The organism is Streptomyces shenzhenensis (genome assembly GCF_003688995.1).
Taxonomy (GTDB): Bacteria; Actinomycetota; Actinomycetes; order Streptomycetales; family Streptomycetaceae; genus Streptomyces; species Streptomyces shenzhenensis_A.
This window is the reverse complement of record NZ_PENI01000005.1, coordinates 108,921-132,883: the sequence shown is the minus strand read 5'-3', so window position 1 is coordinate 132,883 and position 23,963 is coordinate 108,921. Positions and strand designations below refer to the sequence as shown.

22 protein-coding genes and 1 pseudogene are annotated in these 23,963 nt (G+C 70.6%); 10 read left to right on the top strand and 13 right to left on the bottom strand.

What is annotated here, in order from left to right; all coding sequences use genetic code 11:
• Positions 1 to 76: 76 nt before the first annotated feature.
• Positions 77 to 292: a dodecin gene (locus tag CTZ28_RS10320; RefSeq protein ID WP_121888997.1), complete on the top strand. Its 216-nt coding sequence runs from the start codon at positions 77 to 79 to the stop codon at positions 290 to 292.
• Positions 293 to 305: 13 nt separating this feature from the next.
• On the opposite strand, the gene CTZ28_RS10315 is transcribed toward CTZ28_RS10320, so the two are convergent.
• A complete protein-coding gene (locus CTZ28_RS10315; RefSeq protein WP_121888996.1) occupies positions 306 to 797 on the bottom strand; it encodes a phosphatase domain-containing protein in 492 nt (163 codons plus the stop codon).
• Positions 798 to 891: 94 nt separating this feature from the next.
• Here CTZ28_RS10315 and CTZ28_RS10310 point away from each other — a divergent pair, with 94 nt between their 5' ends.
• Complete coding sequence (locus CTZ28_RS10310) at positions 892 to 1,905, top strand: LLM class flavin-dependent oxidoreductase (protein ID WP_121888995.1); 1,014 nt, start codon at positions 892 to 894, stop codon at positions 1,903 to 1,905.
• A gap of 16 nt (positions 1,906 to 1,921) precedes the next feature.
• Here CTZ28_RS10310 and CTZ28_RS10305 read toward each other — a convergent pair whose 3' ends face one another.
• Positions 1,922 to 4,399: an ATP-dependent Clp protease ATP-binding subunit gene (locus tag CTZ28_RS10305; RefSeq protein WP_121888994.1), complete on the bottom strand. Its 2,478-nt coding sequence runs from the start codon at positions 4,397 to 4,399 to the stop codon at positions 1,922 to 1,924.
• 162 nt (positions 4,400 to 4,561) lie between these two features.
• On the opposite strand from CTZ28_RS10305, the gene CTZ28_RS10300 reads away from it, so the two are divergent.
• Positions 4,562 to 4,753 (top strand): antitoxin, encoded by a 192-nt coding sequence (locus CTZ28_RS10300; RefSeq protein ID WP_121888993.1) that lies wholly within the window; start codon positions 4,562 to 4,564, stop codon positions 4,751 to 4,753.
• A 178-nt stretch (positions 4,754 to 4,931) separates the two neighbouring features.
• Here the strand turns inward: CTZ28_RS10300 and CTZ28_RS10295 are convergent, their stop codons facing one another.
• Positions 4,932 to 5,903 (bottom strand): SDR family NAD(P)-dependent oxidoreductase, encoded by a 972-nt coding sequence (locus CTZ28_RS10295; protein WP_121888992.1) that lies wholly within the window; start codon positions 5,901 to 5,903, stop codon positions 4,932 to 4,934.
• A 122-nt stretch (positions 5,904 to 6,025) separates the two neighbouring features.
• Between CTZ28_RS10295 and CTZ28_RS10290 the strand changes: the two genes are divergently transcribed.
• Positions 6,026 to 6,538, top strand: a complete 513-nt coding sequence (locus tag CTZ28_RS10290; RefSeq protein WP_259471531.1) for a TetR/AcrR family transcriptional regulator — start codon at positions 6,026 to 6,028, stop codon at positions 6,536 to 6,538.
• Positions 6,539 to 6,544: 6 nt separating this feature from the next.
• Here the strand turns inward: CTZ28_RS10290 and CTZ28_RS10285 are convergent, their stop codons facing one another.
• The 5 genes from CTZ28_RS10285 to CTZ28_RS10265 all read right to left on the bottom strand — a co-directional run bounded on the left by CTZ28_RS10285 (position 6,545) and on the right by CTZ28_RS10265 (position 11,961).
• Positions 6,545 to 7,402 carry a lysophospholipid acyltransferase family protein gene (locus CTZ28_RS10285; RefSeq protein WP_121888990.1) on the bottom strand — a complete coding sequence of 286 codons (858 nt, stop codon included), beginning with the start codon at positions 7,400 to 7,402 and terminating at the stop codon, positions 6,545 to 6,547.
• On the bottom strand, positions 7,402 to 8,172 hold the full coding sequence (locus CTZ28_RS10280; RefSeq protein ID WP_121888989.1) for a GNAT family N-acetyltransferase: 771 nt from the start codon (positions 8,170 to 8,172) through the stop codon (positions 7,402 to 7,404). The genes CTZ28_RS10285 and CTZ28_RS10280 overlap by 1 nt, the downstream gene beginning before the upstream one ends.
• 411 nt (positions 8,173 to 8,583) lie before the next feature.
• A complete protein-coding gene (locus CTZ28_RS10275) occupies positions 8,584 to 9,333 on the bottom strand; it encodes a succinate dehydrogenase/fumarate reductase iron-sulfur subunit (protein ID WP_121888988.1) in 750 nt (249 codons plus the stop codon).
• Positions 9,330 to 11,288 (bottom strand): fumarate reductase/succinate dehydrogenase flavoprotein subunit, encoded by a 1,959-nt coding sequence (locus CTZ28_RS10270; protein WP_121888987.1) that lies wholly within the window; start codon positions 11,286 to 11,288, stop codon positions 9,330 to 9,332. The genes CTZ28_RS10275 and CTZ28_RS10270 overlap by 4 nt, the downstream gene beginning before the upstream one ends.
• 1 nt (position 11,289) lies before the next feature.
• Positions 11,290 to 11,961: a succinate dehydrogenase gene (locus CTZ28_RS10265; protein WP_121888986.1), complete on the bottom strand. Its 672-nt coding sequence runs from the start codon at positions 11,959 to 11,961 to the stop codon at positions 11,290 to 11,292.
• A gap of 119 nt (positions 11,962 to 12,080) precedes the next feature.
• On the opposite strand from CTZ28_RS10265, the gene CTZ28_RS10260 reads away from it, so the two are divergent.
• Positions 12,081 to 12,968 (top strand): LysR family transcriptional regulator, encoded by an 888-nt coding sequence (locus tag CTZ28_RS10260; RefSeq protein ID WP_121888985.1) that lies wholly within the window; start codon positions 12,081 to 12,083, stop codon positions 12,966 to 12,968.
• A gap of 21 nt (positions 12,969 to 12,989) precedes the next feature.
• Here the strand turns inward: CTZ28_RS10260 and CTZ28_RS10255 are convergent.
• Positions 12,990 to 13,677: pseudogene (locus CTZ28_RS10255) on the bottom strand (transposase); the annotation flags it as partial.
• Between the two features lie 373 nt (positions 13,678 to 14,050).
• Here CTZ28_RS10255 and CTZ28_RS10245 point away from each other — a divergent pair.
• Complete coding sequence (locus tag CTZ28_RS10245; RefSeq protein WP_121888984.1) at positions 14,051 to 15,328, top strand: VanZ family protein; 1,278 nt, start codon at positions 14,051 to 14,053, stop codon at positions 15,326 to 15,328.
• 276 nt (positions 15,329 to 15,604) lie between these two features.
• Here the strand turns inward: CTZ28_RS10245 and CTZ28_RS10240 are convergent, their stop codons facing one another.
• The 3 genes from CTZ28_RS10240 to CTZ28_RS10230 all read right to left on the bottom strand — a co-directional run bounded on the left by CTZ28_RS10240 (position 15,605) and on the right by CTZ28_RS10230 (position 19,823).
• Entirely contained in the window at positions 15,605 to 17,749 is a 2,145-nt protein-coding gene (locus tag CTZ28_RS10240; protein WP_121888983.1) for a putative bifunctional diguanylate cyclase/phosphodiesterase, read from the bottom strand.
• Positions 17,746 to 18,561, bottom strand: a complete 816-nt coding sequence (locus CTZ28_RS10235) for an SAM-dependent methyltransferase (protein ID WP_121888982.1) — start codon at positions 18,559 to 18,561, stop codon at positions 17,746 to 17,748. Before CTZ28_RS10235 ends, CTZ28_RS10240 begins: the two co-directional genes overlap by 4 nt.
• A gap of 308 nt (positions 18,562 to 18,869) precedes the next feature.
• A complete protein-coding gene (locus CTZ28_RS10230; RefSeq protein WP_121888981.1) occupies positions 18,870 to 19,823 on the bottom strand; it encodes an SCO0930 family lipoprotein in 954 nt (317 codons plus the stop codon).
• Between the two features lie 236 nt (positions 19,824 to 20,059).
• Between CTZ28_RS10230 and CTZ28_RS10225 the strand changes: the two genes are divergently transcribed.
• From CTZ28_RS10225 to CTZ28_RS10215, 3 genes are all read left to right on the top strand, one after another.
• Positions 20,060 to 20,653: a hypothetical protein gene (locus tag CTZ28_RS10225; protein WP_121888980.1), complete on the top strand. Its 594-nt coding sequence runs from the start codon at positions 20,060 to 20,062 to the stop codon at positions 20,651 to 20,653.
• 47 nt (positions 20,654 to 20,700) lie between these two features.
• Complete coding sequence (locus tag CTZ28_RS10220; protein ID WP_121888979.1) at positions 20,701 to 21,465, top strand: bestrophin-like domain; 765 nt, start codon at positions 20,701 to 20,703, stop codon at positions 21,463 to 21,465.
• Between the two features lie 157 nt (positions 21,466 to 21,622).
• The gene (locus CTZ28_RS10215; protein WP_121888978.1) at positions 21,623 to 22,186 is read left to right on the top strand and encodes a hypothetical protein; all 564 of its coding nucleotides are present in this window, start codon (positions 21,623 to 21,625) and stop codon (positions 22,184 to 22,186) included.
• A gap of 123 nt (positions 22,187 to 22,309) precedes the next feature.
• Here the strand turns inward: CTZ28_RS10215 and CTZ28_RS10210 are convergent, their stop codons facing one another.
• On the bottom strand, positions 22,310 to 22,945 hold the full coding sequence (locus CTZ28_RS10210; RefSeq protein WP_121888977.1) for a hypothetical protein: 636 nt from the start codon (positions 22,943 to 22,945) through the stop codon (positions 22,310 to 22,312).
• A gap of 334 nt (positions 22,946 to 23,279) precedes the next feature.
• On the opposite strand from CTZ28_RS10210, the gene CTZ28_RS10205 reads away from it, so the two are divergent.
• The gene (locus CTZ28_RS10205) at positions 23,280 to 23,951 is read left to right on the top strand and encodes a class F sortase (protein ID WP_121888976.1); all 672 of its coding nucleotides are present in this window, start codon (positions 23,280 to 23,282) and stop codon (positions 23,949 to 23,951) included.
• Positions 23,952 to 23,963 lie beyond the last annotated feature (12 nt).

Below are 23,963 nucleotides of genomic sequence, written 5' to 3'. Positions count from 1 at the left end.
TACGGCACGGTGGAGTGACGCGTGCCACACCGGGCGCGGGGGACGCGTCGCGCCGTCAGGGCCGAGAGGAGCACGCATGTCCCACCACACCTACCGGGTCACCGAGATCGTCGGCACCTCGCACGAGGGCGTCGACCAGGCCATCCGCAACGGCATCGCCCGCGCCGGACAGACGCTGCGCAACCTGGACTGGTTCGAGGTGACGCAGGTCAGGGGCCAGATCGAGAACGGGCGCATCGAGCACTACCAGGTCGGCCTGAAGGTGGGTTTCCGCATCGAGGACGAGTCCTGAGGCGGCGGTCCGGTCAGGTTCGGCCCTCGTGGTTCTGGGCCTCCGTCAGCGCGGCGGACCGGCTCACCCAGCGGGCGCGTACGGCGGTGAAACCGGCCCGCTCGGCGTCGTCGCACACCAGTTCGTCGTCGTCCACGAGGACGCGGATCTCACGGTCCCGGGCCAGCCGGCGGAGGATCTCCAGCTTGGTGTACCGGGCGGGCCTGCGGTCGGCATCGGCCCGCATGAGGAGGCGGCCCTGCGGCAAGCCCTGGGCGGCGAGCCAGTCCAGCGTGTCGCGCCGGCAGCGCTCGGGCCGCCCGGTCAGATAGACGATGTCGCACTCCCGCGCGCTCTCCTCGACCAGCGCCACGCCCTCGGCGATCGGCGGGTCCTGCGGCGCGGCGGCGAAGAATCCGGCCCAGTCGCGCGGCCTGCCCCGGAGAAACCGCTGCCGGTGCCCGGTGTCGGCGAGGGTGTTGTCGAGATCGAACACGGCGATCGGACGCCCGCTGCTGCCTGTCATCCGGCCCACCCTAGCCAACCGGCAGAACGGCTGGGCCTGGCGCGCACCGGGCCCCTGGCGGGAATCCCGGGGCCGCCACGGCGTTGACACCCGTGTGAGCTCGCTGATCCACAGAACCCGGTTCTCCGTCCTCGACCGCTCCCGCACCCGTGAGGGACGCCCGCACGCCGAGGCGCTGCGCGACACCGTCGCGCTGGCCCGGGAGCTGGAGGCACTCGGCTACCACCGGATCTGGGTGTCCGAGCACCACGGCGTGCCCGGCGTCGCGGGCTCCGCGCCGACGGTGCTGGCCGCGGCCGTGGCCGCCGCGACCCGCACGATCCGGGTCGGCACCGGCGGGGTGATGCTGCCCAACCACCAACCCCTGGTCGTGGCCGAGCAGTTCGGCGTCCTGGAGGCGCTGTATCCGGGGCGGATCGACATGGGCCTCGGCCGTTCCGTGGGCTTCACCGACGGGGTGCGCAAGGCCCTCGGGCGCGACAAGGGCGCCGCCGAGGACTTCGCGGCGCACCTCGACGAGCTGCTGGGCTGGTTCCGCGGCGGCTCCCCGACCGGCGTGCACGCCCGCCCGGCGGAGGGGCTGCGCGTGCCGCCGTTCGTGCTCGCCATGGGCGAGGGCGCCGGCATCGCGGCCCGCATGGGGCTGCCCCTGGTCATCGGCGATCTGCGCGGCCGGGAGCGGATGCTGCGCGGTATCGACGCGTACCGGACCCGTTTCCGGCCCTCGCCGTGGGCGTCGCAGCCCTACGTCGTGATCTCCGGCACGATCGCGGTGGCCGGCACCGAGGCGGCGGCGCGCCGGCTCCTCGTCCCGGAGGCCTGGTCCATGGCGTACTCCCGCACGCACGGCACCTTCCCGCCGCTGCCCCCGGCCGAGGCGGTGGAGACCCGCGCCATGACCGCGAAGGAACGGGGCTTCTACGAGTCCGGCCTGACCGGCCATGTCGCCGGCACCGAGGACCGGGTCGGGCACGAGCTGGAAACGGTGCTCGAGGAGACCGGGGCCGACGAGGTCCTGGTCACGACCAGCACCCACGACCGGGCGGCCCTGCTCGACTCCTACCGGCGCCTTGCCCGGATCGTGCGCCCCGCGACCGCCGCCGCGTGACCGCCGGGGGCGGCCGTCAGTCCGCCACGCCCGCCGGCTTGTCGGCGCGGATCGTCACCGAGCCCTCGGCCGCGTCCACCACGGCACGGTCGCCCGCGGACAGCCGGCCGGACAGCAGCAGGTCGGCGAGCCGGTCGTCGACCTCGCGCTGGATGGTGCGGCGCAGCGGGCGGGCCCCGAAGTCCGGCTGATATCCGATGTTCGCGAGCAGCGCGGCGGCCTCGTCGGTGACCTCCAGGCCGACCTCCTGGGCGTGCAGCCGGCGCCGGGTGTGCTCCAGCAGCAGGTCGACGATCTGCCGCAGCTGGGCGCGGTCAAGACCGCGGAAGACGATGATCTCGTCGATGCGGTTGAGGAACTCCGGCCGGAAGCGCTGGTGCAGGACCGGCATCACCGACTCGCGGACCTTCGTGTAGTCCTCGACGCCGGCGGCCAGGATCCGGTCGGCGCCGATGTTCGACGTCATGATGACGACCGTGTTCTTGAAGTCGACCGTGCGCCCCTGGGAGTCGGTCAGCCGGCCGTCGTCCAGCAGCTGCAACAGCGTGTTGAAGACGTCCGGGTGCGCCTTCTCCACCTCGTCCAGCAGCAGCACGGCGTACGGCTGCCTGCGCACCGCCTCGGTGAGCTGGCCGGCCTCCTCGTGGCCGATGTAGCCGGGCGGGGCACCGACCAGCCGGGAGACGGTGTGCCGTTCCTGGAACTCGCTCATGTCCAGCCGGATCATGCGGCTGTCGTCGCCGAAGAGGGCGGCGGCCAGGGCGCGTGCCAGCTCGGTCTTGCCGACGCCGGTCGGGCCGAGGAACAGGAAGCTGCCCACGGGCCGGTTCGGGTCGCTCATGCCCGCACGGGCCCGCCGGACGGCGCGCGCGACGGCGGTGATCGCCTCGTCCTGGCCGACGACCCGCTCATGGAGGTGCTCCTCCAGCTTCATCAGCCGCTCCCGCTCCTCCTCGGTGAGCTGGGCGACGGGGATGCCGGTGGTGCGGGAGACCACCTCGGCGATGTCCTCGGCGGTGACCTCGGGGGTCCGCTTCTCCTCCTTGGCCGCCTCGGCCAGCCGGGTCTCGGCCTCCTTGATCCGGTCGCGCAGCTCCTTGGCGCGTTCGTACTCCTCGTCGGCGACCGCCTGGTCCTTCTCCCGGTTGAGCGCGGCGATCCGGTCCTCGACGTCCCGGGTGTCGGCGAGCGGGGTCTTCGCGCGCAGCCGCACCCGCGCGGCGGCCTGGTCCATCAGGTCGATCGCCTTGTCGGGCAGGAAGCGCGAGGTGATGTAGCGGTCGGACAGCTCGGCCGCGGCGACGACCGCCTCGTCGGTGATGCGGACCTGGTGGTGGGCCTCGTAGCGGTCGCGCAGGCCGTGCAGGATCGCGATGGTGTCGTCGACGGTGGGCTCACCGACCAGGATCGGCGCGAAGCGGCGCTCCAGGGCTGCGTCCTTCTCGATGTGCTTGCGGTACTCGTCCACGGTGGTCGCGCCGATGAGGTGCAGCTCGCCGCGGGCCAGGGCGGGCTTGAGCATGTTGCCCGCGTCCAGGGCGCCCTCACCGCCCCCGCCGGCCCCGACGACGGTGTGCAACTCGTCGAGGAACAGCACGAGTTCGTCGCCGTGCTCGCCGACCTCGTCGAGCAGCTTCTTCAGCCGCTCCTCGAACTCGCCGCGGTACTTGGTCCCGGCCACCAGGCCGGCCAGGTCCAGGGAGACCAGCCGCTTGTCCTTGAGGGTCTGGGGCACGTCCCCGGCGGTGATGCGCTGGGCGATCCCCTCCACGATGGCGGTCTTGCCGACGCCGGGGTCGCCGATGAGGACCGGGTTGTTCTTGCTGCGCCGCGACAGCACCTCGATGGTCTGCTCGACCTCGTCGTCACGGCCGATCACCGGGTCGAGGCGGCCGGCCCGGGCGTCCTCGGTAAGATCGCGGCCGTACTCGTCCAGCGTCGGCGTGCTGCTGGGCCTGCGCCGCTCGGCGGCGGTCTCCGTGGGCATCCGGGTCGGTTCCCAGCCGCTCTCCGCCAGCACCCGGCCGGCCGCCGACTCCGGGTTCGCGGCGAGCGCCCGCAGCAGGTGCTCGGGGCCGATGTACGAGGCTCCCTCGGCACGCGAGAGCTGGTAGGCGTCGAGCAGGGCGCGCTTGGCGGCCGGGGTCAGGGTGGCGGGCTCGGTCTTCGCACCGCTGCCCGCGGCGGTGCCGAGCCGTTCCCGGATGCCGTCGGGGTCCGCGCCGGCCTCGCTGATCAGGCGCCGGGTCGAGTCGTGCTCGGTGGCGGCGGCCAGCAGCTGCCGGGCGTCGAGGTCCTCGCTGCCCTCCGCGGCGGCGATGTCCCGTGCCTCCGCGACCAGCTCGCGGCCCCGCTCCGACAGCAGGCTGCCGATGTCGACCCGCTGGATCCGCCGGGCGGGCGCCGCCTGACCGGTCCCGCCGAAGAAGCGGGACATCAACTCGTCGAACTCCTCGAACGGGCTGCGTCCGAATCCGAAACCGGGAGTAGTCATCCTCGCGGGCCTTTCTGCGGCGGCAGACATACCTAGGGTACAAACTGGCACATAGGGGTCACTCATGCATCCGTATGTCCGCGCCCGCCGAGATGCGAACCCGCGGCCCAGCCGGTATGTCTGGGGAGGAAGAGCCTCTAGATATCACCTAGGAGGGTTGTCATGTCCCTCATGGACAAACTCAAGGGCATGCTCAAGGGCCACGAGGATCAGGCGAGCAAGGGGGTCGACAAGGCCGGCGACTACGTCGACGAGCGGACCGGTAACAAGTACCAGTCCCAGGTCGACACGGCCCAGCAGAAGATGAAGGACGAGCTGGGCGGCCAGGACAGGGACGTTCCTCCGCACCCGTAGCGGCTCGGTCACAGGGAACGGCATCGGGTGAGGCGGCGGGTCAGATCCACGGGATGTCTCCCGGCCCGCTCCGCACGGAGCTCCCCGATGCGCACCCTCGTACGTCCACGTCCACGACGCCCGCGAGCACCACCTCAAGGGCGTCGACGTGGACACCCCTCTCCTTGGCGGCGAGAGGTCAGAAGCGGAGCAGGTCGGTCGAGACGGTCCAGAGGCGCTTGGCGGTGGCGGGGTCGAGCGCCCATTCCTTGACACCATGCGGGTGCTGCGCGAGGTCGGCGTCGTTCGGCACGCTGTAGGCCTCTTGTGCATCGTCGAGATAGTGGCCTCCGGAGTGAGCGAACTCGGGGGCGACGGCCGCGACGATACTGGTGGCGGCGCCCTGCGCGACCGTTTTGTACGTGAAGACTCCGGCAGCCTCGGCCGCGTCGAGCGACGCCTTCTGCTCCGGCGTGAAGTTCCGCTGCAGTCCCGTCGCGACGCCGCCGGGATTCACCGCATTGGCGACGATGCCGTCGGACGCCCACCGGCGGGTCGCCTCGACGGCGAAGAGGGAGTTCGCCGTCTTGGACTGGGCGTAGGCGATCTGCGGGTGGTAGCTGCGGCGCTCGAAGTGGAGGTCGTCGAAGTCGATGCCGGACCGCATGTGCGCCGTCGAACTGACCGAGACGATCCGTGCTTCGTCGCGGTCGGCCGCTCCCCGGGCCAGGGCGTGGTGAAGGCCGGTGGCCAGCGCGAAGTGGCCGAGATGGTTCGTCGCGAATTGCAGCTCCCAGCCCTCATGCGTTCGTTCGAGGCCACCGGTGACCACGCCGGCGTTGTTGATGAGCAGGTGAAGCGGGCCGCCCCACGCGTCGACGAACCGGGTGACGGAGGCCCTGTCGGCGAGGTCGAGCCGGACGACGCGGGGCCGGATACCCCCGGTCGCCTTCTCGATCGTCGCGGCGACGGCGACACCCGCGGTCGTGTTCCGGACAGCGAGCGTCACTTCCGCCCCGGCAGCGGTCAGCGCACGAGCCGTCTCGATCCCGAGTCCGGAGGAGGCTCCCGTCACGATCGCGCGGACGCCGGCGAGGTCGATGTCCCGCAGTACCTCGTCCGCGGTGCTGGAGGACGTGAAGGGCGTGGAGACGGGTTCGCGAGCGCTCATGGCGCAACTATACGCACTAGACTTGATTTGTATAGTTCGGTTCTCGCTCGTATGCTCGCTCCATGAGCAGTCCCGACGCCGGCCACCCGCCGTCGACAGTCGCTGATTCCGACCGTCGAACCATGGTTCTGGAGTCCGCCATGGCCACGTTCGCGCGATTCGGTTACCGGAAGACCTCGATGGAGGAGGTGGCGCGGGCGGCGCACATCTCCCGGCCCGGGCTCTACTTCCTCTTCTCCTCGAAGGAGACTCTGTTCCGTGCCGCGGTCACCCAGGCCCTGGACCGCGACATCACCGCGGTCGAACAGGTCCTGGCCGACAGCGGCCGCCCCCTTTCAGAGCGCCTCGTCGAAGCGTTCGACCAGTGGGCGGGCCGCTACATCGGCCCGCTGACGCGCGATGTCGCGACGGTTGTCGAGAACAATCCCGACATCCTCGGAGAGATCGTCGAGACCACGCCGCGTCGTTTCGAGGAACTGATCACAGACGCGATCGCCGTCGAGTCGGGACGCGAGAGGGCCATCCCCGTCGCACAGACGATGATCAGCGCATCGATCGGCCTCAAGCACCAGGTCGCATCACGGGAGTTCTACCTCGAACGGCTGGCGGTCGCCATCGGTCTCCTGGTGCGCTGAAGACGGTCAGGCCGCCTCGGCTGTCTGGGGGGTGCGGGCCGGTTCCAGGCGGGTGGTGCCGGCGACCAGGGCCGCGTGGGTCCAGTCGGGTTCGTGTGCCGCGGGCTCGGCGGCGTGGGCGAGGGAACGGCGGTCGGGATGGGTGCCCGCCGGGATCACCGGCCGGACCTCCACCTCGGCCACCAGCCCGCGCGACGTCGCCACCCGCCACATCGAGGCGAACAGCGTGTCCTCGCCGACGAAGGCCGGAGCCGTGCTCGCCGGGCCGTCCGCCACCCGGTAGTGCAGATGCACCGGCTGCACCGGGACACCCGCGTCGAGGGCAGCCTGGAAGACGGCCCGGTGGAAGCGGCCCTGCGCCCGCCCGCACCAGGTGCTGCCCTCGGGGAAGGCGACGACCGCGGCGCCGCCGCGCAGCGCCCGCGCGATACGGGCGACGGTGCCGGGCAGGGCGCGCAGCCGGTCGCGCTCGATGAACAGGACGCCGGCCCGGGCCGCCAGCGCCCCGGCCACGGGCCACTGGCGGATCTCCGTCTTGGCGAGCATCCGCGCCGGGCGCACGGCGGCCAGCAGCGGGATGTCCAGCCAGGAGATGTGGTTGGCCACCAGGAGCAGACCGCCGGTGGGCGCGGCGGTGCCGGTGACGCGGACCTGGACCCCGGCGGCCCGCACGATCGCCCGGCACCACCGCCCGACCAGCCCGGCGGGGATCCGCCCGCCGAGCGGGCACAGCACGGCCCCGGTCAGTACCAGGACCGCGACCCCGGCGATCCGCAGCACGGCGCGCGGTACGGCCGCGGCGGACCCCGTCGGCTCCACGCACGCCCCTGGGGTGCAGGGCGCGCTGGGCAGCCAGACGCTCATCAGGCCGGGACGAGCGAGAGGAAGTGCCGCAGATAGCGCGGGTTGACCCGGCGCATCGGCAGCAGCACGTACAGGTCGGCGACGCCGAAGTCCGGGTCGTGCGCGGGCTCGGCGCAGACCCAGGCGCCGAGCCGGAGGTAGCCGCGCAGCAGCGCCGGCAGCTCGGTCCGCTCGGTCGGGGCCTCGGCGCTCGGCACCCACGGCAGCAGGGGCCGTACCCGGAACTCCTCGGGGGCCAGGTGCTTGGCGCTGACCCGGTGCCAGGTGGCGGAGGCGAGGGCGCCGCCGTCGGCGAGCGGGATGGAGCAGCAGCCGGCCAGCCACTCGTGCCCGCGGTCCACCATGTAGCGGGCTATCCCGGCCCAGATCAGCCCGATGACGGCGCCGTCGCGGTGGTCGGGGTGCACACAGGAGCGGCCGACCTCGACCAGGCCGGGCCGGATACCGTCGAGCGCGGTCAGGTCGAACTCGCTCTCGGAGTAGAGTCGTCCGGCGACCGCGGCCCGGTCCGGCGGCAGCAGCCGGTAGGTGCCGACGACCTGCCCCGTCGTCTCCTCGCGCACCAGCAGGTGGTCGCAGTAGGCGTCGAAGGGGTCGATGTCGTAGCCCGGCTGCGGGGTGGACAGCAGGGCGCCCATCTCCCCCGCGAAGACCTCGTGCCGCAGCCGCTGGGCGGCACGCACGTCGGCCTCGTCGGCGGCGAGCGTGACGGTGTAGCGGGTGGGCGCTGCGGGCTGCGGGGGGCGGTCGAGGGTGGAAACGCCGGTCATGGCTCTCTCCTGGTCACGGGCCGGGTCGGCGGAGCGGGCGGCGGTCTGTGGCGTTCGACCGCCGCACCTGTTTTTCCGATGCCGACTGACCTCCGCGTGACGGGCGCAGAGAAAGCGGGTGTGAGGTTGTTGAACGGCTCGCTCAGCCCGCGGCGTTCACGTGGCCGCCACGCAGTGCTCCGGCCACGCTCGTGTGTTCGCCTCGTCCAGGACACGAGCGGGGGAGAGACCGCTCCCTCCCCGGGCGACTGAAGATCACGAGTGCAGCCTATCCGGGCCCCGGACGCGAGACGGGGCCGGGGAGCACCACTCCCGGCCCCGTCCGTCCGCCCTCGGCGAACGTCTTGGGCGCGCCCGAAAGGGCGCGGGCAACCGCGCGACCGCCACGAAGCGGCCGCGCCCGGCGCGGCGCTACCGCTTGCCGGCCTTGCGTGTGGCCCGCAGCCACTCCTTGTTCATGTTCGTGATGGACATCAGCGGGATGCCCTTCGGGCAGGCGGTGGCGCACTCACCGGTGAGCGTGCAGCCGCCGAAGCCCTCCTCGTCCATCTGCGCCACCATGTCCAGCACGCGCGTCTCCCGCTCGGGCGCGCCCTGCGGCAGCACGTTCAGATGGCTGACCTTGGCGGAAGTGAACAGCATGGCCGCGCCGTTGGGGCAGGCGGCGACGCACGCCCCGCATCCGATGCACTCCGCGTGCTCGAAGGCGAAGTCGGCGTCCGGCTTGGGCACGGGCGTCGCGTGGGCCTCGGGCGCTGCCCCGGTGGGCGCCGTGATGTAGCCGCCGGCCTGGATGATCCGGTCGAACGCCGACCGGTCCACCACCAGGTCCTTGATCACCGGGAACGCCGAGGCCCGCCACGGCTCGATGTCGATCGTGTCGCCGTCCTTGAAGGACCGCATGTGCAGTTGGCAGGTGGTGGTGCGCTCGGGTCCGTGCGCATCGCCGTTGATCACCAGGCTGCAGGCGCCGCAGATGCCCTCGCGGCAGTCGTGGTCGAAGGCGACCGGGTCCTCGCCGTTGAGGATGAGTTCCTCGTTGAGCGTGTCGAGCATCTCCAGGAAGGACATGTCGGAGGAGATGCCGTCCACCTCGTACGTGGACATGGCGCCTTCGGCGTCGGCGTTCCGCTGCCGCCAGACGCGCAGGGTGAGCTTCATGCGTAGCTCCGCTGAGTGGGGTGGACGTACTCGAAGACCAGGTCTTCCTTGTGCAGCACGGGTGCCTCGCCGGTGCCGGTGAACTCCCAGGCGGCGGCGTACGAGAACGCGTCGTCCCGGCGGGCCGCCTCGCCGTCGGGCGTCTGGGACTCCTCGCGGAAGTGGCCGCCGCAGGACTCGGCGCGGTGCAGCGCGTCGAGACACATCAGCTCGGCCAGTTCCAGGTAGTCGACGATGCGATTGGCCTTCTCCAGCGACTGGTTGAACTCCTCGCCGCTGCCGGGCACCTTGATGCGCCGCCAGAACTCCTCACGGATCTGCGGGATGCGCTCCAGCGCCTTGCGCAGCCCGGCGTCCGTGCGCGCCATGCCGCAGAACTCCCACATGAGTTCGCCGACTTCGCGGTGGAAGGAGTCGGGGGTGCGGTCGCCGTCGACGGCGAGCAGCCGCTCGATGCGCCCCTCGGTCTCGGCCATGACCTCCCGGACGGCGGGGTGTTCGGCGGTGACCTTCTCCTGGTGCGGGTTGCGGGCCAGGTAGTCGTTGATGGTGGCCGGCAGCACGAAGTAGCCGTCCGCGAGCCCCTGCATCAGCGCGGAGGCGCCGAGCCGGTTGGCGCCGTGGTCGGAGAAGTTGGCCTCGCCGATCGCGAACAGGCCGGGGATCGTGGTCTGCAGGTCGTAGTCGACCCACAGGCCGCCCATCGTGTAGTGCACGGCCGGGTAGATGCGCATCGGCACCTCGTACGGATCCTCGTCGGTGATCCGCTGGTACATGTCGAAGAGGTTGCCGTACTTCGCCTCGACGGCCTTGCGGCCCATCCGCTGGATCGCCTCGGCGAAGTCCAGGTACACGCCCTGCCCGCCGGGGCCGACTCCCCTGCCCTCGTCGCAGACGTTCTTGGCGGCGCGGGAGGCGATGTCGCGCGGGACCAGGTTGCCGAAGGACGGGTAGATGCGCTCCAGGTAGTAGTCGCGCTCGTCCTCGGGGATCCGGTTCGGCGGACGGGTGTCGCCCTTGGCCTTCGGCACCCAGATCCGGCCGTCGTTGCGCAGCGACTCGCTCATCAGGGTGAGCTTGGACTGGTGGTCGCCGGTGCGCGGGATGCAGGTGGGGTGGATCTGTGTGAAGCAGGGGTTCGCGAAGTACGCGCCACGCCGGTGCGCCCGCCAGATGGCGGTGGCGTTGGAGTTCATGGCGTTCGTCGACAGGTAGAAGACGTTGCCGTAGCCGCCGCTGGCGAGGACGACGGCGTCGGCGATGTAGATGTCGGTCTTCCCCGTGATCAGATCGCGTGCCACGATGCCGCGGGCCCGGCCGTCGATGACGATCAGGTCGAGCATCTCGGTGCGCGGGTGCATCTCCACGTTCCCGGCGGCGATCTGCCGGGACAGCGCCTGGTAGGCGCCGAGCAGCAGCTGCTGCCCCGTCTGGCCGCGGGCGTAGAAGGTGCGGGAGACCTGGACGCCGCCGAAGGAGCGGGTGTCGAGCAGGCCGCCGTACTCGCGCGCGAACGGCACGCCCTGTGCCACGCACTGGTCGATGATCTCCACGGAGATCTGGGCCAGCCGGCGCACGTTGGACTCGCGGGCGCGGAAGTCGCCGCCCTTGACGGTGTCGTAGAACAGCCGGTGGATCGAGTCGCCGTCGTTGCGGTAGTTCTTCGCGGCGTTGATGCCGCCCTGCGCGGCGATGGAGTGGGCGCGGCGCGGGGAGTCCTGGTAGCAGAACTGGACGACGTGGTAGCCCTGTTCGGCGAGTGTGGCACCCGCGGAGCCGCCGGCGAGGCCGGTGCCGACGACGATGACCGTGTGCTTGCGGCGGTTGGCGGGGTTGACCAGCTTGGCCTCGAAGCGGCGCGTGTCCCAGCGCTGCTCGATCGGTCCGGTCGGGGCCTTGGCGTCGACGACCGGCGCGCCGGTCGCGTAGTCCGTGTATGCGGCGGGGATGGTCATGTCAGCTCACCACTCCGGTCATGACGCCCACGGGTACGGCGATGAAGCCGGCCGTGAGCAGCAGCGCGAGGACGTTGGCGACGGTCTTCAGGGCGCGGTCGCGGGTGCGGCTGCCGACGCCGAGGGTCTGGGCGGCACTCCAGAAGCCGTGCCGCACGTGCAGGCCGACCGCGAGCATCGCGACGATGTAGATGACGTTGCCGTACCAGGTGGAGAAGGTGTCGACGACGTTCTGGTAGGGGCGGCCCTCCTGGAAGCCGCCGGGGTGCAGGGTGCCGGTGGTCAGGTCCAGGATGTGCCAGACGATGAACAGGGCGAGGATGATCCCGCCCCAGCGCATGGTGCGGGTCGCGTAGCTCGCCCGCGGCTTCTTGTGCACGTACTTGTTCGGGCGGGCCCGCAGGTCGCGGCGGCTGAGCTGGTACGCGGAGACGGCGTGCGCGACGACGGCGACGACGAGGACGACACGGATGACCCAGAGCGTCCACTCGTAGTGCATGACCGGCTCGCCGATGGTGCGCAGCCAGTGGGCGTAGTGGTTGAAGTCGCCCGCCCCGAAGAAGATCTTCAGGTTTCCGAACATGTGGACGACCAGGTACAGCAGCATGATCAGGCCGCTGACCGCCATCACGGTCTTCTTGCCGACGGAGCTGTCCCACATCGTGCGCGCCATGGACGGCCGTCGGTCCGTCCGCGTTGCCAGTGCCATGGCCTGCACGCTAGGGCCGAAGGGCCCTATCGGTCCAAGACATGGTCCACCTCGTTTCGATAGGCAGGGACTATGCTGTCGGGGTGCAGTTCCAGCAGCTCCAGTACTTCGTGGCGGTCGCCGAGACCCGGCACTTCACCCGGGCGGCGGAGCTGGTCCATGTCGCCCAGCCGTCGCTGTCCCAGCAGATCAGGGCGCTGGAGCGGGAGCTGGGGGCGGATCTGTTCCTGCGGGCCCGCGGCAACATCACGCTCACCGACGCCGGCGAGGCGCTGCTGCCGCTGGCCCGGCGGATCCTGGCCGACGCGGACACCGCCCGGCACGAGGTGCAGGAACTCATGCAGCTGCGCAGCGGGCGCGTCCGGCTGGGCGCCACCCCGAGCCTGTGCACCGGCCTGCTGCCGGACGTGCTGCGCGCCTTCCACGACCGCTATCCCGGCATCCGGCTGCTGATCGAGGAGGGCGGCTCGCACGACCTGGTACGGGAGCTGGCGCGCGGCGCGCTCGATCTGGCGCTGGTCGTCCTGCCGCTGCCGACGCCGTCGCCCGCGCTGACCACGGTGGAGCTGCTGCGCGAGGACCTGGTGGTGGTCTCCTCGCCGGAGGCCCCGGCGCCGGGCCGCGGCGGGCGCAGCCATGTGCGGATCGCCGACCTGGAGGGCGCGCGCCTGGTGATGTTCCGGCACGGGTACGACCTGCGGGAGCTGACGGTGGCCGCGTGCCGTGCCGAGGGGTTCGAGCCGGACTTCGCGGTGGAGGGCGGTGAGATGGACGCGGTGCTGGGGTTTGTCCGGGCCGGGCTGGGCGTGGCCGTCGTGCCGCGCATGGTCGCCACGCGGTCGGGGCGGGGCCTGCGGGTCACTCCGTTGGCTCGGCCGGGGTTGCATCGGACGATCGCGCTGGCGCACCGGAGCGATGTGGCTCCGCCACGGGCTGCTCGGGAGTTGCAGCGGATGCTACTCGAACACTGACGACTGCGCCGCTTCGGCGGTGATCTGGACGACGTCGACGCGGCGCTTGATCTCCCGGTTGACCTGCTCCAGGGGGTTGGTCAGGTCTACCTTCGCTTCCAGGAGCATCGCCCTGACCTTTGGGAACTACCGTCCGAGCATGTCGGCGACGGTGTCGAGCCGGGCGCGGACGGCGTCAGCGATGACCAGACGGACCCCGGTCAGGCCCCGCTCGCGCGGCGAGCGCAGGAACTCGCTCCAGAACACCTCGCTCTCGCTGTCGCCGGCCATCAGCCCGAGGACCTCGCGTCCGCCGTCCTCGGTGATACTCCCCCAGTGGCGATGACCACGGCCTGGGAGACGATCTGGTGGTTCACACGGGCCTTGCAGTACGTCGCGTCGAGGCAGACGTAGGGGACGCGGGTGTGGTCCAGAGGCCGGGTGCGGAACACGCGTCCAGCAGGCTGGGGAAGAAACTGCCGGTGCGGACCTTGGGGATCGCCAGGTCCAGATCCCCGGCCTGTGTGGTCACCACCTTCGCCCGGTGCCCGTTGCGCATCGTCGTGCGTGTCCCCGTGTGCTCGCCGGGCTCCGCGCCGATGTGGGCGGTGGCTTCCGCCTCGATGAGTTCCTGCAGGATCTGCCGGCCCACGACCCTGATCAACTCGATTCCCTCCGCCGTACGCAGTGACTCCATCAGCCTGAGTAAGTCATCCTGGGACAAGGCCATCGCGCGTCCTCTCGTGAGGCCTGGAAGGCGGCTCGGCTCGCTGTGTTGATAGAGTCCGACGCTGCCTCACCGCTGGCTGACGTGCCGAACTCCCTGCGCCACGCTGGCGTCTCCCCGGCCGGAGACGCACGCCGGGCCGGACACAGCATCGCGGTTCTGTTCCGGTTCTACGCCAAGGCGATTCACCGCAACCAGCGCCGATGTCGAATTTTCCAGATTCACACCAAATAGCAGCTTCAGAGCAAGAGAAGGGAGACACAGAGAAGTCCCACAGCTTCGATGGAAACCCCGCCCTACTTCTGGACCCCTTCGCTCAACCCTTGCTGATGCACGCATGATAAGCCGGGGCACCTCGTGGTGAGAGAAAGACATCATGATTGAAGCGTCGATCCGGGCCGTAGCGGACCTCATCCCTGTCTTTGTGGTGGCGTCGGTTCTCATTGCCCTGCCCGTAGCGCTGCTAGCTCGGGCAAAGAATTGGCCAGTGGTCACGACCACCTTGTGGTCTGTGTCACTGCTAGGGGTCTTGGCTGTGACGCTCCTGCCAGGCGGGATCGGGGACGCAGGGAAAGAAACCGTCTGCTACATAGGGCCCTCCCTGAGAGGCGTCCTGTCCACAACTCCAGGCCGACTGAACGTACTGCTTTTTGTTCCTGTCTGCTTCTTCGGGGTGTGCGCATTCCGCCGACCGATCGCCGTACTGGCGGGTGGAGTACTCCTGACGGGAAGCGTCGAGATGCTCCAAGCTCTGCTGCCCCTCGGTCGATCTTGCAGTTATTCCGACTTGGCGGCAAACACCATCGGCACGGTTGCTGGTGTGCTGTGCGGCATCGTCTGGCTGGCGCTCAGACGCCATCGTCCGCTGTTCACTCGGCGTGACGCCGGGACCAGCATGCGTCTTTTCGGTATCGGTGGCGCTGCGATCGCCGCCATGTTCTGGCTTGCGATCACGCCCGTATACGGCGGTCCTGAAGCTGTCGGCGCAACAAGCGAACAGGAAAAATGGGCTAAAAGCGTTGCGACCCAGGTCTACGGCGGGCAGGCCAAAATTGTTCAGGTGCAGCAACGAGAGCCAGTGCCCGGATTTCCCGGCAAGGTGGACGTCACCACCGACAAGGGAAACCTGACGCTCTTGTGGCCTGAGCGAAAAATCCAGAGCGCTTTCTCCGTAAATAACCAAGATGACGGAGGATCCCTAACACCGGATCAGTCCAAGGAATCCGCAGTGCGTTTTGCACAGAAGTGGTATCCGGACGAAATAAAGGGAAGCAAGATCACCTTTGACCCGCTGGCGAAGGGGAAGGCCCCGTACGTTCTGAGCTACCGCCGTTACGTGAACGACATCATGATGCCGATGCGTCTCGACATCACGGTCACATCTTCCGGTCGCATCATGGGAGTGACTGCCCGCCTGGTCGAGGACCCCAAGCTGCCGAAGCCGGAACTTGACAAGGCTGCGGCCGAGAAGCGCGCGGAGGAACTCACTGATCTCAAGGCGGGGAGCCCTGTTTTCCTGATCGCTCAAGAGGTCTCCGGGGAATGGCGCCCCGTATGGATCGTCAACATGATCCGTGACGGTGAATCCGGGCCTCAGGGCGCAGCCATCTACCTTGACGCGGTGTCAGGTCAGATGGTTCAGCGTCAGGACTGACCGCCGTGCGCAACAGCACTCCTCGCCGACCAAGGCTGGTCCACGCCTGGTCCGGATGCACTGACCAACAACGCGACAGGCCCGGATCAGGGTGAGACACCTCCCACGCAGAAGGGGCGCCCCTCATCGAGGGACGCCCCTTCTGACCAGCACGTCTCTGACCTGCGGAGGCGGTGGGATTCGAACCCACGGTGACGTTCTCACGCCACTACGGTTTTTTGCGCCGTTCCCCGCGCCCCTGGGCCTGCTAGGGGTGCGGTTAACTGCGTGGGCGACCTAGTTTGTTGCGTCTGCCAGGGCTAGGTGGTGGACTCGTTCTGGGGGGCCGGGGCGGGCGTAGTACCAGCCCTGGGCCGTGTCGCAGCCCAGTATGCGCAGTTGTTCGGCCTGGGCTCCGGTCTCCACGCCCTCCACGGTGACCGACAGGTCCAGGCTGTGGGCGAGCGAAACGATCCCCTCGACGATCTTGAGGTCGACGGGGTCGGCCGGGAACTGCTGCATGCTCTGGGTGAAGGAGCGATCCAGCTTGAGGATGCTCACCGGCAGACGGCGCAGATTGGCGAGGTTGGAGTAGCCGGTGCCGAAGTCGTCCAGGGCGATGTCCACGCCCATCTCGGCCAGCCGCCGCAGCGGCTTGAGCAGATCGTCGTCGGCGCCGATCAGCGCGGACTCCGTGACCTCAAGGCACAGCGCGTCCGGCGCGACACCGGTGCGCTCCAGGATCTCCACCGTGTCCTGGACCAGACCGGGATGACTGAGCTGGCAGGGCGAGAGGTTGACATTGATGCGCAGCGGGCCGGCCGGCGTCTGCTCGCCGTACCGCTCCCGCCACTCGCGCGCCTGCCGCACCGACTGCTCCAGCACCCAGCGCCCCAGCGGAACGATCAGCCCGGTGTCCTCGGCGAGCGGAATGAACCGGTCGGGGCCGAGCACGCCGTGCTGCGGATGCAGCCAGCGGACCAGCGCCTCCGCACCGCGGACGCTGCCGTCACCGAGGTGCACCAGCGGCTGGTACTCGATGAAGAACTCACCGCGCTCCAGGGCCGCCGGCAGCGCCGTGGTCAGCCCGTGCCGGGTGATGGCGCGGGCGTCGGCCTCCGGGTCGGCCAGCTCGGCGCGGTTGCCGCCCGCCGACTTGGCCCGGTACATGGTGATGTCGGCGCTGCGCAGCACCTCCGCCGCGGTGCGCTCGCCCGCCGGGCCCTCCACGATGCCGATGCTGCCGCGCACGAGCAGCTCACGGCCGTCGACGCTGACCGGGGTGACGAGCGCGTGCATGATGCGCTCCGCCAACTCGTCGACCTCCCGCTCGGTGTCGGGCCCGGTGGTCAGCGCCACGAACTCGTCGCCGCCGAGCCGGGCGATCATCTCGCCGGGCGCGGTGGCACAGGCCTGGAGCCGGTCGGCGACCTCGACCAGCAGCCGGTCGCCGGCCGCGTGGCCGAGGCTGTCGTTGATGGTCTTGAAGCCGTCCAGGTCCAGGTAGCACAGGCCGAAGCGCTGGCCCTCGCCCGCGCCGAGCGCCTTCTCCAGGCGTTCGAAGAACAGGGTCCGGTTGGGCAGTCCGGTGAGCGCGTCGTGCGTGGCCTCGTAGCGCAGCCGCAGATTGAGCAGCCGCCGCTCGGTGGTGTCCTCCATGAGGGCGAGCTGGTACTGCGGGTTGCCGTCCGCGTCACGCAGCAGCGAGACCGTGAGATTGGTCCACAGCACCGTTCCGTCGGTGCGGTTGAACGCCTTCTCCACGTGGTAGTGCTCGCGCTCGCCGCGCACGAGTTCCTCGTACAGCCGCCAGGTGTGCGGCGCGTCCTCGGGGTGCGTCCACTCCAGCACCCGACGGCCGCGCAGCGCCTGTTCGGAGAGCCCGAACATGCGCAGCAACGCCTCGTTGACCTGGAGCACCCGGCCCTCGAGGTCGGCGATGCCGATCCCTATGGCCGCGCCCTCGAACACCGCGCGGAAGCGGGCCTCGCTGGCGTGCAGGGCATCCGCCACCACCCCCTGGGCCTGCAACGCGGCCCGGGCGATGGCCTCCTGCTCGGCCAGCGTCCGCTCGCGCAGCGCCTGCGCGAACCCGCCCGCCATGGCGTGCTGCAACCGGGAGCAGCGCACGCGCAGTTCGTCCTGCGGTCCGTCCTCGCCGCAGTACAGCACCAGATAGGCGTCGATGCAGTCCAGGGTCCGGGTGAGCGCCTCCGGATCTGTGCAGTGCGCGTCGGTCAGCGCGGCGCCGACCGCCTTCGCCTCCTCCGCGTCGAAGCCGCGCTGCCGCAGTGCCCGGCTCAACCGGCGTGCGAGCGGCAGGAGTTGTTCCTCGAACTCCGGCCGAGTCAGCGACGTCGAGGCCACCGGGAACACGGCCCGGCTCCAGATGGTCGCGAACCGCCGCAGTCTGTCCTCCGGCCCGTCCGGCTCCGCGATCACGCCGTACGCCCCACGCCCGCGAACCCGGAGAACGCGAACGGGTCCTCGTCGTCCGGGTCCTCCGACTCCGGGCGCCAGCACGGCATCGCCACCAGTCCGGGTTCCACCATGTCGTACCCCTCGAAGAACCGCGCGACCTCGTCGCGCGAGCGCATGATCAGCGGGTTGCGAATGTCCTTGTATACGTCCACCACGCCTGCGGCCCGCTCGGGCGGCAGCGGGATTCCCTCGTACGAGGCATGGGTGAGGATCAGCAGGCTGCCCGGCGCGAATGCCTCGCGCAGCTCGGCCACCGCTCCACAGGGGTCGTCCGCGTCTTCCACGAAGTGAAGTATGGCAACGAGAAGCAGCGCCACCGGCCGATTCGGGTCGATCAGGTCCTGGACTTCGGGGCTCGACAGGATCTCCCGGGGCTTGCGGAGGTCCGCCGCGACGACCCGCACGCCCTCGTTGCCCGCCAGTACCGCCTGGGTGCGCGCCACCGCCACCGGGTCGTGGTCGACGTACACCACGCGGGCGTCCGGATGGGCCGCCTGGGCCACTTCATGGACGTTGCCGGACGTGGGGATGCCGGAGCCGATGTCGAGGAACTGCGTGATGCCCTCCGCGACCGCGAAGCGCACGGCGCGACGCATGAACGCCCGGTTCGCCCGCACGATCCTGGGCAGTCCCGGCAGGAACTCCATGGCCTTGCGGGCCGTCTCCCGGTCGACCTCGAAGTTGTACGAACCGCCCAGGTAGTAGTCATGGATACGCGCGACGCTCGGCACCGTGATGTCGATGCTCCGTGGGGCCCAGGCAGGACGCTCCATGTACCTCTCCAAGGCGTAGGCGATCCAGTGTTCGAGCTGAGGCTACTGATCGTCCGCCAACGGAGCGACCCGAAACGGAAATTGACCATCCGTTCCCGGTCACTGCCTCCGGCACGTGCCGGCACGACGCCGCAGCGTGACGGCCCCCTCGCACAGCGGTCCGCCCCCTCCGTGCGGTGCGGAGGGGGCGGACCCTTGGTCGCGCGCCTGTAGTCGTACGTCCGGCACTCGCTTGCCCTCGTCCCTCCCTTCCGCGGTGGTCCGACACTGACTTGGGCGGGGGGCGATCAACCCTGGGGAGGTGATCCCTACTTGGGCGCGCCGACCGGCTTGCCGTCGGGCGCGACGGCGTACCACGTGCCGCCGACGCCCTGACCGTTGGTGTCCCCCGGCGCCCTGTCACCGGCGAAGGTGTAGATCGGCGAGCAGTTCACGGTCATCTGCTTGCCGCCGTCGGACCGGGTGAAGCTCATCAGGCCCTTCTTCACCACGCCCTTGGTGTCGGCGGCCTCGACCGGGGCGACCGCCGGCCACTTCTCCAGGCAGTCCCCTGTGCAGTTCGAGACGGGCTTGGGCCATGCCTCGTCCTTCATGAAGCGGTAGACCGTCATGCCGTTCTTGTCGATGACGATCTCGCCCAGCTTGGGATCCTTGCGGGTGGACAGGCCGGGCAGGTCCGACTGGGCCGCCTTCTTGCCGTCGGGGGCGAGCGCGAACCACTTGCCGCCCACGCCCTGGCCGTTGACGTCACCGGAGTTGACGTCCTTGGCATAGCGGTAGGCGGGCCAGCCGCCCACGGTCAGCTGCTTGGTGCCGTCGGTGCGGGTCACCTCGCCGAGCAGGGCCTTGTCGATGCCGTCGCCGGCGGTCGCGTCGTCCGCGGGCACCGGGGGCCAGGTGGTCGCGCAGTCGCCGTCGCAGTTCGACTTGGGCGGCTCGGCGGTGTCCTGGTCGAAGCGGTAGAGGGTGAGGCCCGAGACATCGGTGAGGACCTTGCCCAGATCGGGGTTGGCGGCGACCGCGAGAGCACCCGCGGGCACGCCCGGGCTCGGGGAGCTGGAACTCTGGTTGCCGTCCGCGCCGTAGCCGTTGCCCGCGCCGGTCCCCGTGCCGGCGCCGCCGTAGCCGCCCGCCGCGGCGGTGGCCCCGACGTTCTGGGCCGAGGACGGAGTGGTGGCATTGTCCTGACCGCACGCCGTCGTCAGTGCCAGCACCGAAGCGGCGGTCGCCACCAGTGATGCGGTCCGCCAGGAGATCTTCATCGTCAACTCCCCATTATCGCCTGGAAATTGCAGCGCCTGCTGCGTCGCCGCACGACACTGGGTACGGACGGAACGGGCCACTGTGTTCAACCGTTCCGAAGATTTCTTTACGCCCTCTGTGCGTACGCGGGAGCGTGCGGCGCCGGGGCAACCGTCCGAAGACCGCTGTCCCCCCTTCGAGGCAATGCGCGGACTCTTCGGCGTGGCCGGGCTGCCGACACCCCAGGATCTCGGTCGTGCATGGACCTGAAGCGACTCGATTCCCGCCCGCCGCAAGGGTGTTCGCCCTGGTGGCACTGGTGTGGGCCTTCGTGGGCTGTCCGGCCGGCACGGCCGGGGCCGACGCCTGCGCCTATGCCTCGACGGGGCCGGACGGCACGGTGGCGGTGGCCGTCGCGGGCCGCTCCTGGCCGACTCCGCCGCGCTGCCCCATGCCCACGCCCCCACCCCCGCCCCGCCCGACGCCCACTCCGCCACCGCCACCGCAGCCCACGCCATCGAAAGCGACGCCCGAGCCGGCACCCCCGCAGAAACCGAAGCCGAAGCCGACGACGCCACCACCACGGGCCCTGCCGCCGGCCCCCGCGCCGGCCCCGCCACAGCCGGCCCCCGCTCCGACGCCGAAGCCCACGCCGACCCGCACCGCATCTCCCGCGCCCGAGCCGTCACCCGAGCCCAGCCGGCGGCCCTCCGCGCCCCCGGTCAGCTATCCGCGCCACCACCCCCGGCCGGCCGGCTCCCCGGCGCACCACCGGACCTCCCCGGTCACCTACGTCCTGCTCATCACCGTCCCCGCGGTCGTCGCCGTCGCCGCGCTGCGCCCCCGCTGACGCCGGAGCACGCCCGCACATCGATTCGCTCGTCCCTGGAGGCACCGTTGTCGGAATGGCTTGTTCTCGCCCTCGCGATGCTGGGCGCGTGCGCCGTGGTGGTCGCCGTCACCCTGGTACGGCACCGCACCGCCGCGGCGGACGACGACCCCAGCGAGACCCCCGACGTCATCGAGTACATGACGATGTGGATCGGCGTCGTCTACGCCATCGTCCTGGGCCTGGCCATCGCCGGGGTCTGGGAGGCACGCGGCGTCGCCCAGGACCAGGTGCGGGCGGAGGCCCAGGCGCTGCACGAGATCTCGGAACGGGTCCGGGTCTACCCGCCCGACGTCCGCGACGGCATCCGGGCCGATGTCAACGCGTATGCCGGACACGTCGTTCACACCGAGTGGAGGACGATGACGGATCACGGACGCCTCACCGACACCGGCGCCCGGCTGCTCGACCGCATCCGCAGCGACGTCACCGACTACCGGCCGCGGACGGACTTCGAGGCGCAGGCCTACCAGCCGCTCGTCGACCAGGTGACGGCGGTGGACCAGGCGCGCGGCGCCCGCGCCGAGTCCACGGGGGCGACGATGCCCGGCGTGGTGTGGTTCGGGCTGCTCTTCGGAGCGGTGATCACCGTCGGCATGGTGTTCGCGCTGCAGATCCGGCGCACCCCGCGGGAACTCGTCCTCGCCGGGCTGTTCTCGGCCACGATCGCGTTCATGCTCTTCCTGATCTGGGTCTTCGACGCCCCGTACAGCCGGGGCATGGACGCGACGGCACAGCCGTTCCTGGACCTCTTCCCGGGCATCGAGGGCTGACGGGTTTTCACCCGCGCGGCCGACCCGGATGACCCGATCGCCCTACTGGGTTCGCGCACGTGCGCGAACGTTCCTAGCGTTCTGGACAACGAGGTGCACGCACGGCGCAAGCGGCAGAGGATCCGCGGGCTGCTCCTCGGGGACCGGAGGACACACCATGCGCGCGATACGCGTCGCCTCGGCCGCACTGCTGGGCCCCGGCGCCCTCGTCCTGTGCGCGCCGGCCGCCGTGGCGGAGGACGGCGGCGGCAGCCGCACCGTCACACCGTTCGGCTTCGGGGTCGAGCCGTCCACCGTCACCGCGGGCAGCAAGGTCACCCTGCGCCTGGACCGCAACGACGGCTGCGCGGGCGGCGCCACGGTCACCTCGGACATCTTCGACACGGTCCGCATCCCGTCGGGACGGTCGTCGGCCACGACCACGGTCGGCGCGGACGTCAGGTCCGGCACCTCGTACCGGGTGACGTTCAACTGCGACGGGGCGAGCGGCTCGACCGACCTGAAGGGTGCGGACGGCGGCCGGGACTCCGGGGTGACCGCTGAGTCGCCCGAGGACGCCGACTCGTCGGGCACGCAAGTCCCGGGCGCGGTGCAGGCCGGCGACGGCGGCAGCATCGCCGGGTTCGACCTCGGGGAGATCGGCCTGGGCACGGTGCTGATCGCCGGGGCGATCGGCACGGCCTGGCGCCTGGCGCACGACGGCACCGGCGATGACACCTGACCGGGCAGCCCCGGCGCACGCTCCCGGACCCGCGCCCCGATCCGCCGCGGGATCCTGGGCGAAGGTCCGGCCGCGTGCGCTCCGCTCCGTGTGCGGCAGCCGCCCGGCAGGGTCGTCGCCGGGTCAGACGCGCTTCGCGTGCCGACGGCGCAGCCAGAACACGCCGCCGCCGATCACGGCCGTCGCCACCAGTCCGCCACCGATGGCCAGGTCCGCAGGGGCGGCCCCGGTGATGATGGAGCCTCCGAGACCGCCACGGACGGGCCCCGGCCTGACGACGTCGATCCCGGGCCGGATGCCCTCGCGGCCGATGCCTTCGCGGCCGATGCCCGGGCGCAAGCCGTTGTTGCCCGGGAAGACACCGCCCGGAAAGACACCGCCCGGGAAGACGACGCCCGGCCCGAATCCGCCGACCCCGCCTACTCCGCCGAATCCGCCCGGCCCGAACCCGCCGAATCCGCCGAAGCCCCCGACCCCACCGACCCCGCCAATCCCACCAATCCCACCGCCCGGGAAGACGCCTCCGCCCGGAAAGACGCCGCCACCCGGAAAATAGCCGCCGCCCGGAAAGACGCCGCCGCCCGGAACGACTCCGCCGCCGGGAAGAACGCCGCCCGGAGCGACTGCGCCGCCCGGGAGAACCCCGGTGCCGCTTACACCGCCTGTATTGCCCATGCCGTCCGCGACGGCCGTGGGGGCGGCGAGCCCTAGGGCGGCGACGGCGATGGCCGTGGCCGCCAGGGCGCGAGTGTTACCCATGTGATCCTCCGCGAGAGGCACCCCGGGTCCCGTCCCCGGTCGATCGGCGAATAAGCACCTCCGTGATCGACCCTCTGGCGTGCGGAACACGCCCGCATGTCGAGAATGGTCCGTCCCGGTGAGCGCGGACGCCGAACTAAAAGCGCACAATCGGATATTGCCGCAGGTCACGGACCGTCAGAAAAATTCCGCCGCGCCACGCCTCGGATGGCGCACCGATGGGCGTCCTGGTCACCCGTTCGCCGCCGCCCCCGTCGCCGGTCGCCCGCGCGGGACTTAGCGTTCTCGTATGCGCGAATGACGCGACGGCGGCCGTGTCGAGAGGGGATGGCGAATGTCTGCGTTCGACCTGTCCGAGCTCTCCGAAGAGGAGGAACGGCGGAAGAAGCGCGCCCCGTGGGGCGTGATAGCGCTTGTTCTGCTGACCGGTCTCGCGCTCATTCGGAACGGATCGGGTGAGTTCGACGTCGGACCGCCGCAGCCCGCGCAGAACGCGGCCGCCGACAGTCCGGTACCCGGCACCGCCGCCACGGGCGCGCCTGAGGCGCTGCCGTACTCCGCCGCGGAGCGGGTGACGATCCCGGCGATCCGGGTGGACGCCCCCATCGTGCCGGTCGGCCTGGACACCGACGGCTGGGTCGCCGCGCCGCCTCCGGAGGACCCGAATCTGGCCGGCTGGTACACGGGGGCCGTCTCGCCCGGTGAGAAGGGGACGTCCGTCGTCGTCGGCCATGTGGACAACGCGTCGGGCCCCGCCGTGTTCTACGGACTCGGGTCCCTGAAGAAGGGAAATGTCGTCGAGGTCCGGCGCAAGGACAAGAAGACAGCGGTGTTCGAGATCTACGGCATCGAGGTCTTCGCGAAGACCAATTTCCCCGGCGACCGGGTGTACGGCTCCAAAGGCACGCCCGAACTGCGGGTCATCACCTGCGGAGGCGGTTTCTCCAAGCAGAACGGTTACGACGGGAACGTCGTCGTCTTCGCCCGCCTGGTCGAGGTCCGCTGAACGGGTCCCGGC

Coding starts and splice junctions, on each gene's coding strand:
- CTZ28_RS10320 (WP_121888997.1), top strand. CDS start 77: ATGTCCCACCACACCTACCGGGTCACCGAGATCGTCGGCACCTCGCAC.
- CTZ28_RS10315 (WP_121888996.1), bottom strand. CDS start 797: ATGACAGGCAGCAGCGGGCGTCCGATCGCCGTGTTCGATCTCGACAAC.
- CTZ28_RS10305 (WP_121888994.1), bottom strand. CDS start 4,399: ATGACTACTCCCGGTTTCGGATTCGGACGCAGCCCGTTCGAGGAGTTC.
- CTZ28_RS10300 (WP_121888993.1), top strand. CDS start 4,562: ATGTCCCTCATGGACAAACTCAAGGGCATGCTCAAGGGCCACGAGGAT.
- CTZ28_RS10295 (WP_121888992.1), bottom strand. CDS start 5,903: ATGAGCGCTCGCGAACCCGTCTCCACGCCCTTCACGTCCTCCAGCACC.
- CTZ28_RS10290 (WP_259471531.1), top strand. CDS start 6,026: ATGGTTCTGGAGTCCGCCATGGCCACGTTCGCGCGATTCGGTTACCGG.
- CTZ28_RS10285 (WP_121888990.1), bottom strand. CDS start 7,402: ATGAGCGTCTGGCTGCCCAGCGCGCCCTGCACCCCAGGGGCGTGCGTG.
- CTZ28_RS10280 (WP_121888989.1), bottom strand. CDS start 8,172: ATGACCGGCGTTTCCACCCTCGACCGCCCCCCGCAGCCCGCAGCGCCC.
- CTZ28_RS10275 (WP_121888988.1), bottom strand. CDS start 9,333: ATGAAGCTCACCCTGCGCGTCTGGCGGCAGCGGAACGCCGACGCCGAA.
- CTZ28_RS10270 (WP_121888987.1), bottom strand. CDS start 11,288: ATGACCATCCCCGCCGCATACACGGACTACGCGACCGGCGCGCCGGTC.
- CTZ28_RS10265 (WP_121888986.1), bottom strand. CDS start 11,961: ATGGCGCGCACGATGTGGGACAGCTCCGTCGGCAAGAAGACCGTGATG.
- CTZ28_RS10245 (WP_121888984.1), top strand. CDS start 14,051: ATGATTGAAGCGTCGATCCGGGCCGTAGCGGACCTCATCCCTGTCTTT.
- CTZ28_RS10235 (WP_121888982.1), bottom strand. CDS start 18,561: ATGGAGCGTCCTGCCTGGGCCCCACGGAGCATCGACATCACGGTGCCG.
- CTZ28_RS10230 (WP_121888981.1), bottom strand. CDS start 19,823: ATGAAGATCTCCTGGCGGACCGCATCACTGGTGGCGACCGCCGCTTCG.
- CTZ28_RS10215 (WP_121888978.1), top strand. CDS start 21,623: ATGCGCGCGATACGCGTCGCCTCGGCCGCACTGCTGGGCCCCGGCGCC.
- CTZ28_RS10210 (WP_121888977.1), bottom strand. CDS start 22,945: ATGGGTAACACTCGCGCCCTGGCGGCCACGGCCATCGCCGTCGCCGCC.
- CTZ28_RS10205 (WP_121888976.1), top strand. CDS start 23,280: ATGTCTGCGTTCGACCTGTCCGAGCTCTCCGAAGAGGAGGAACGGCGG.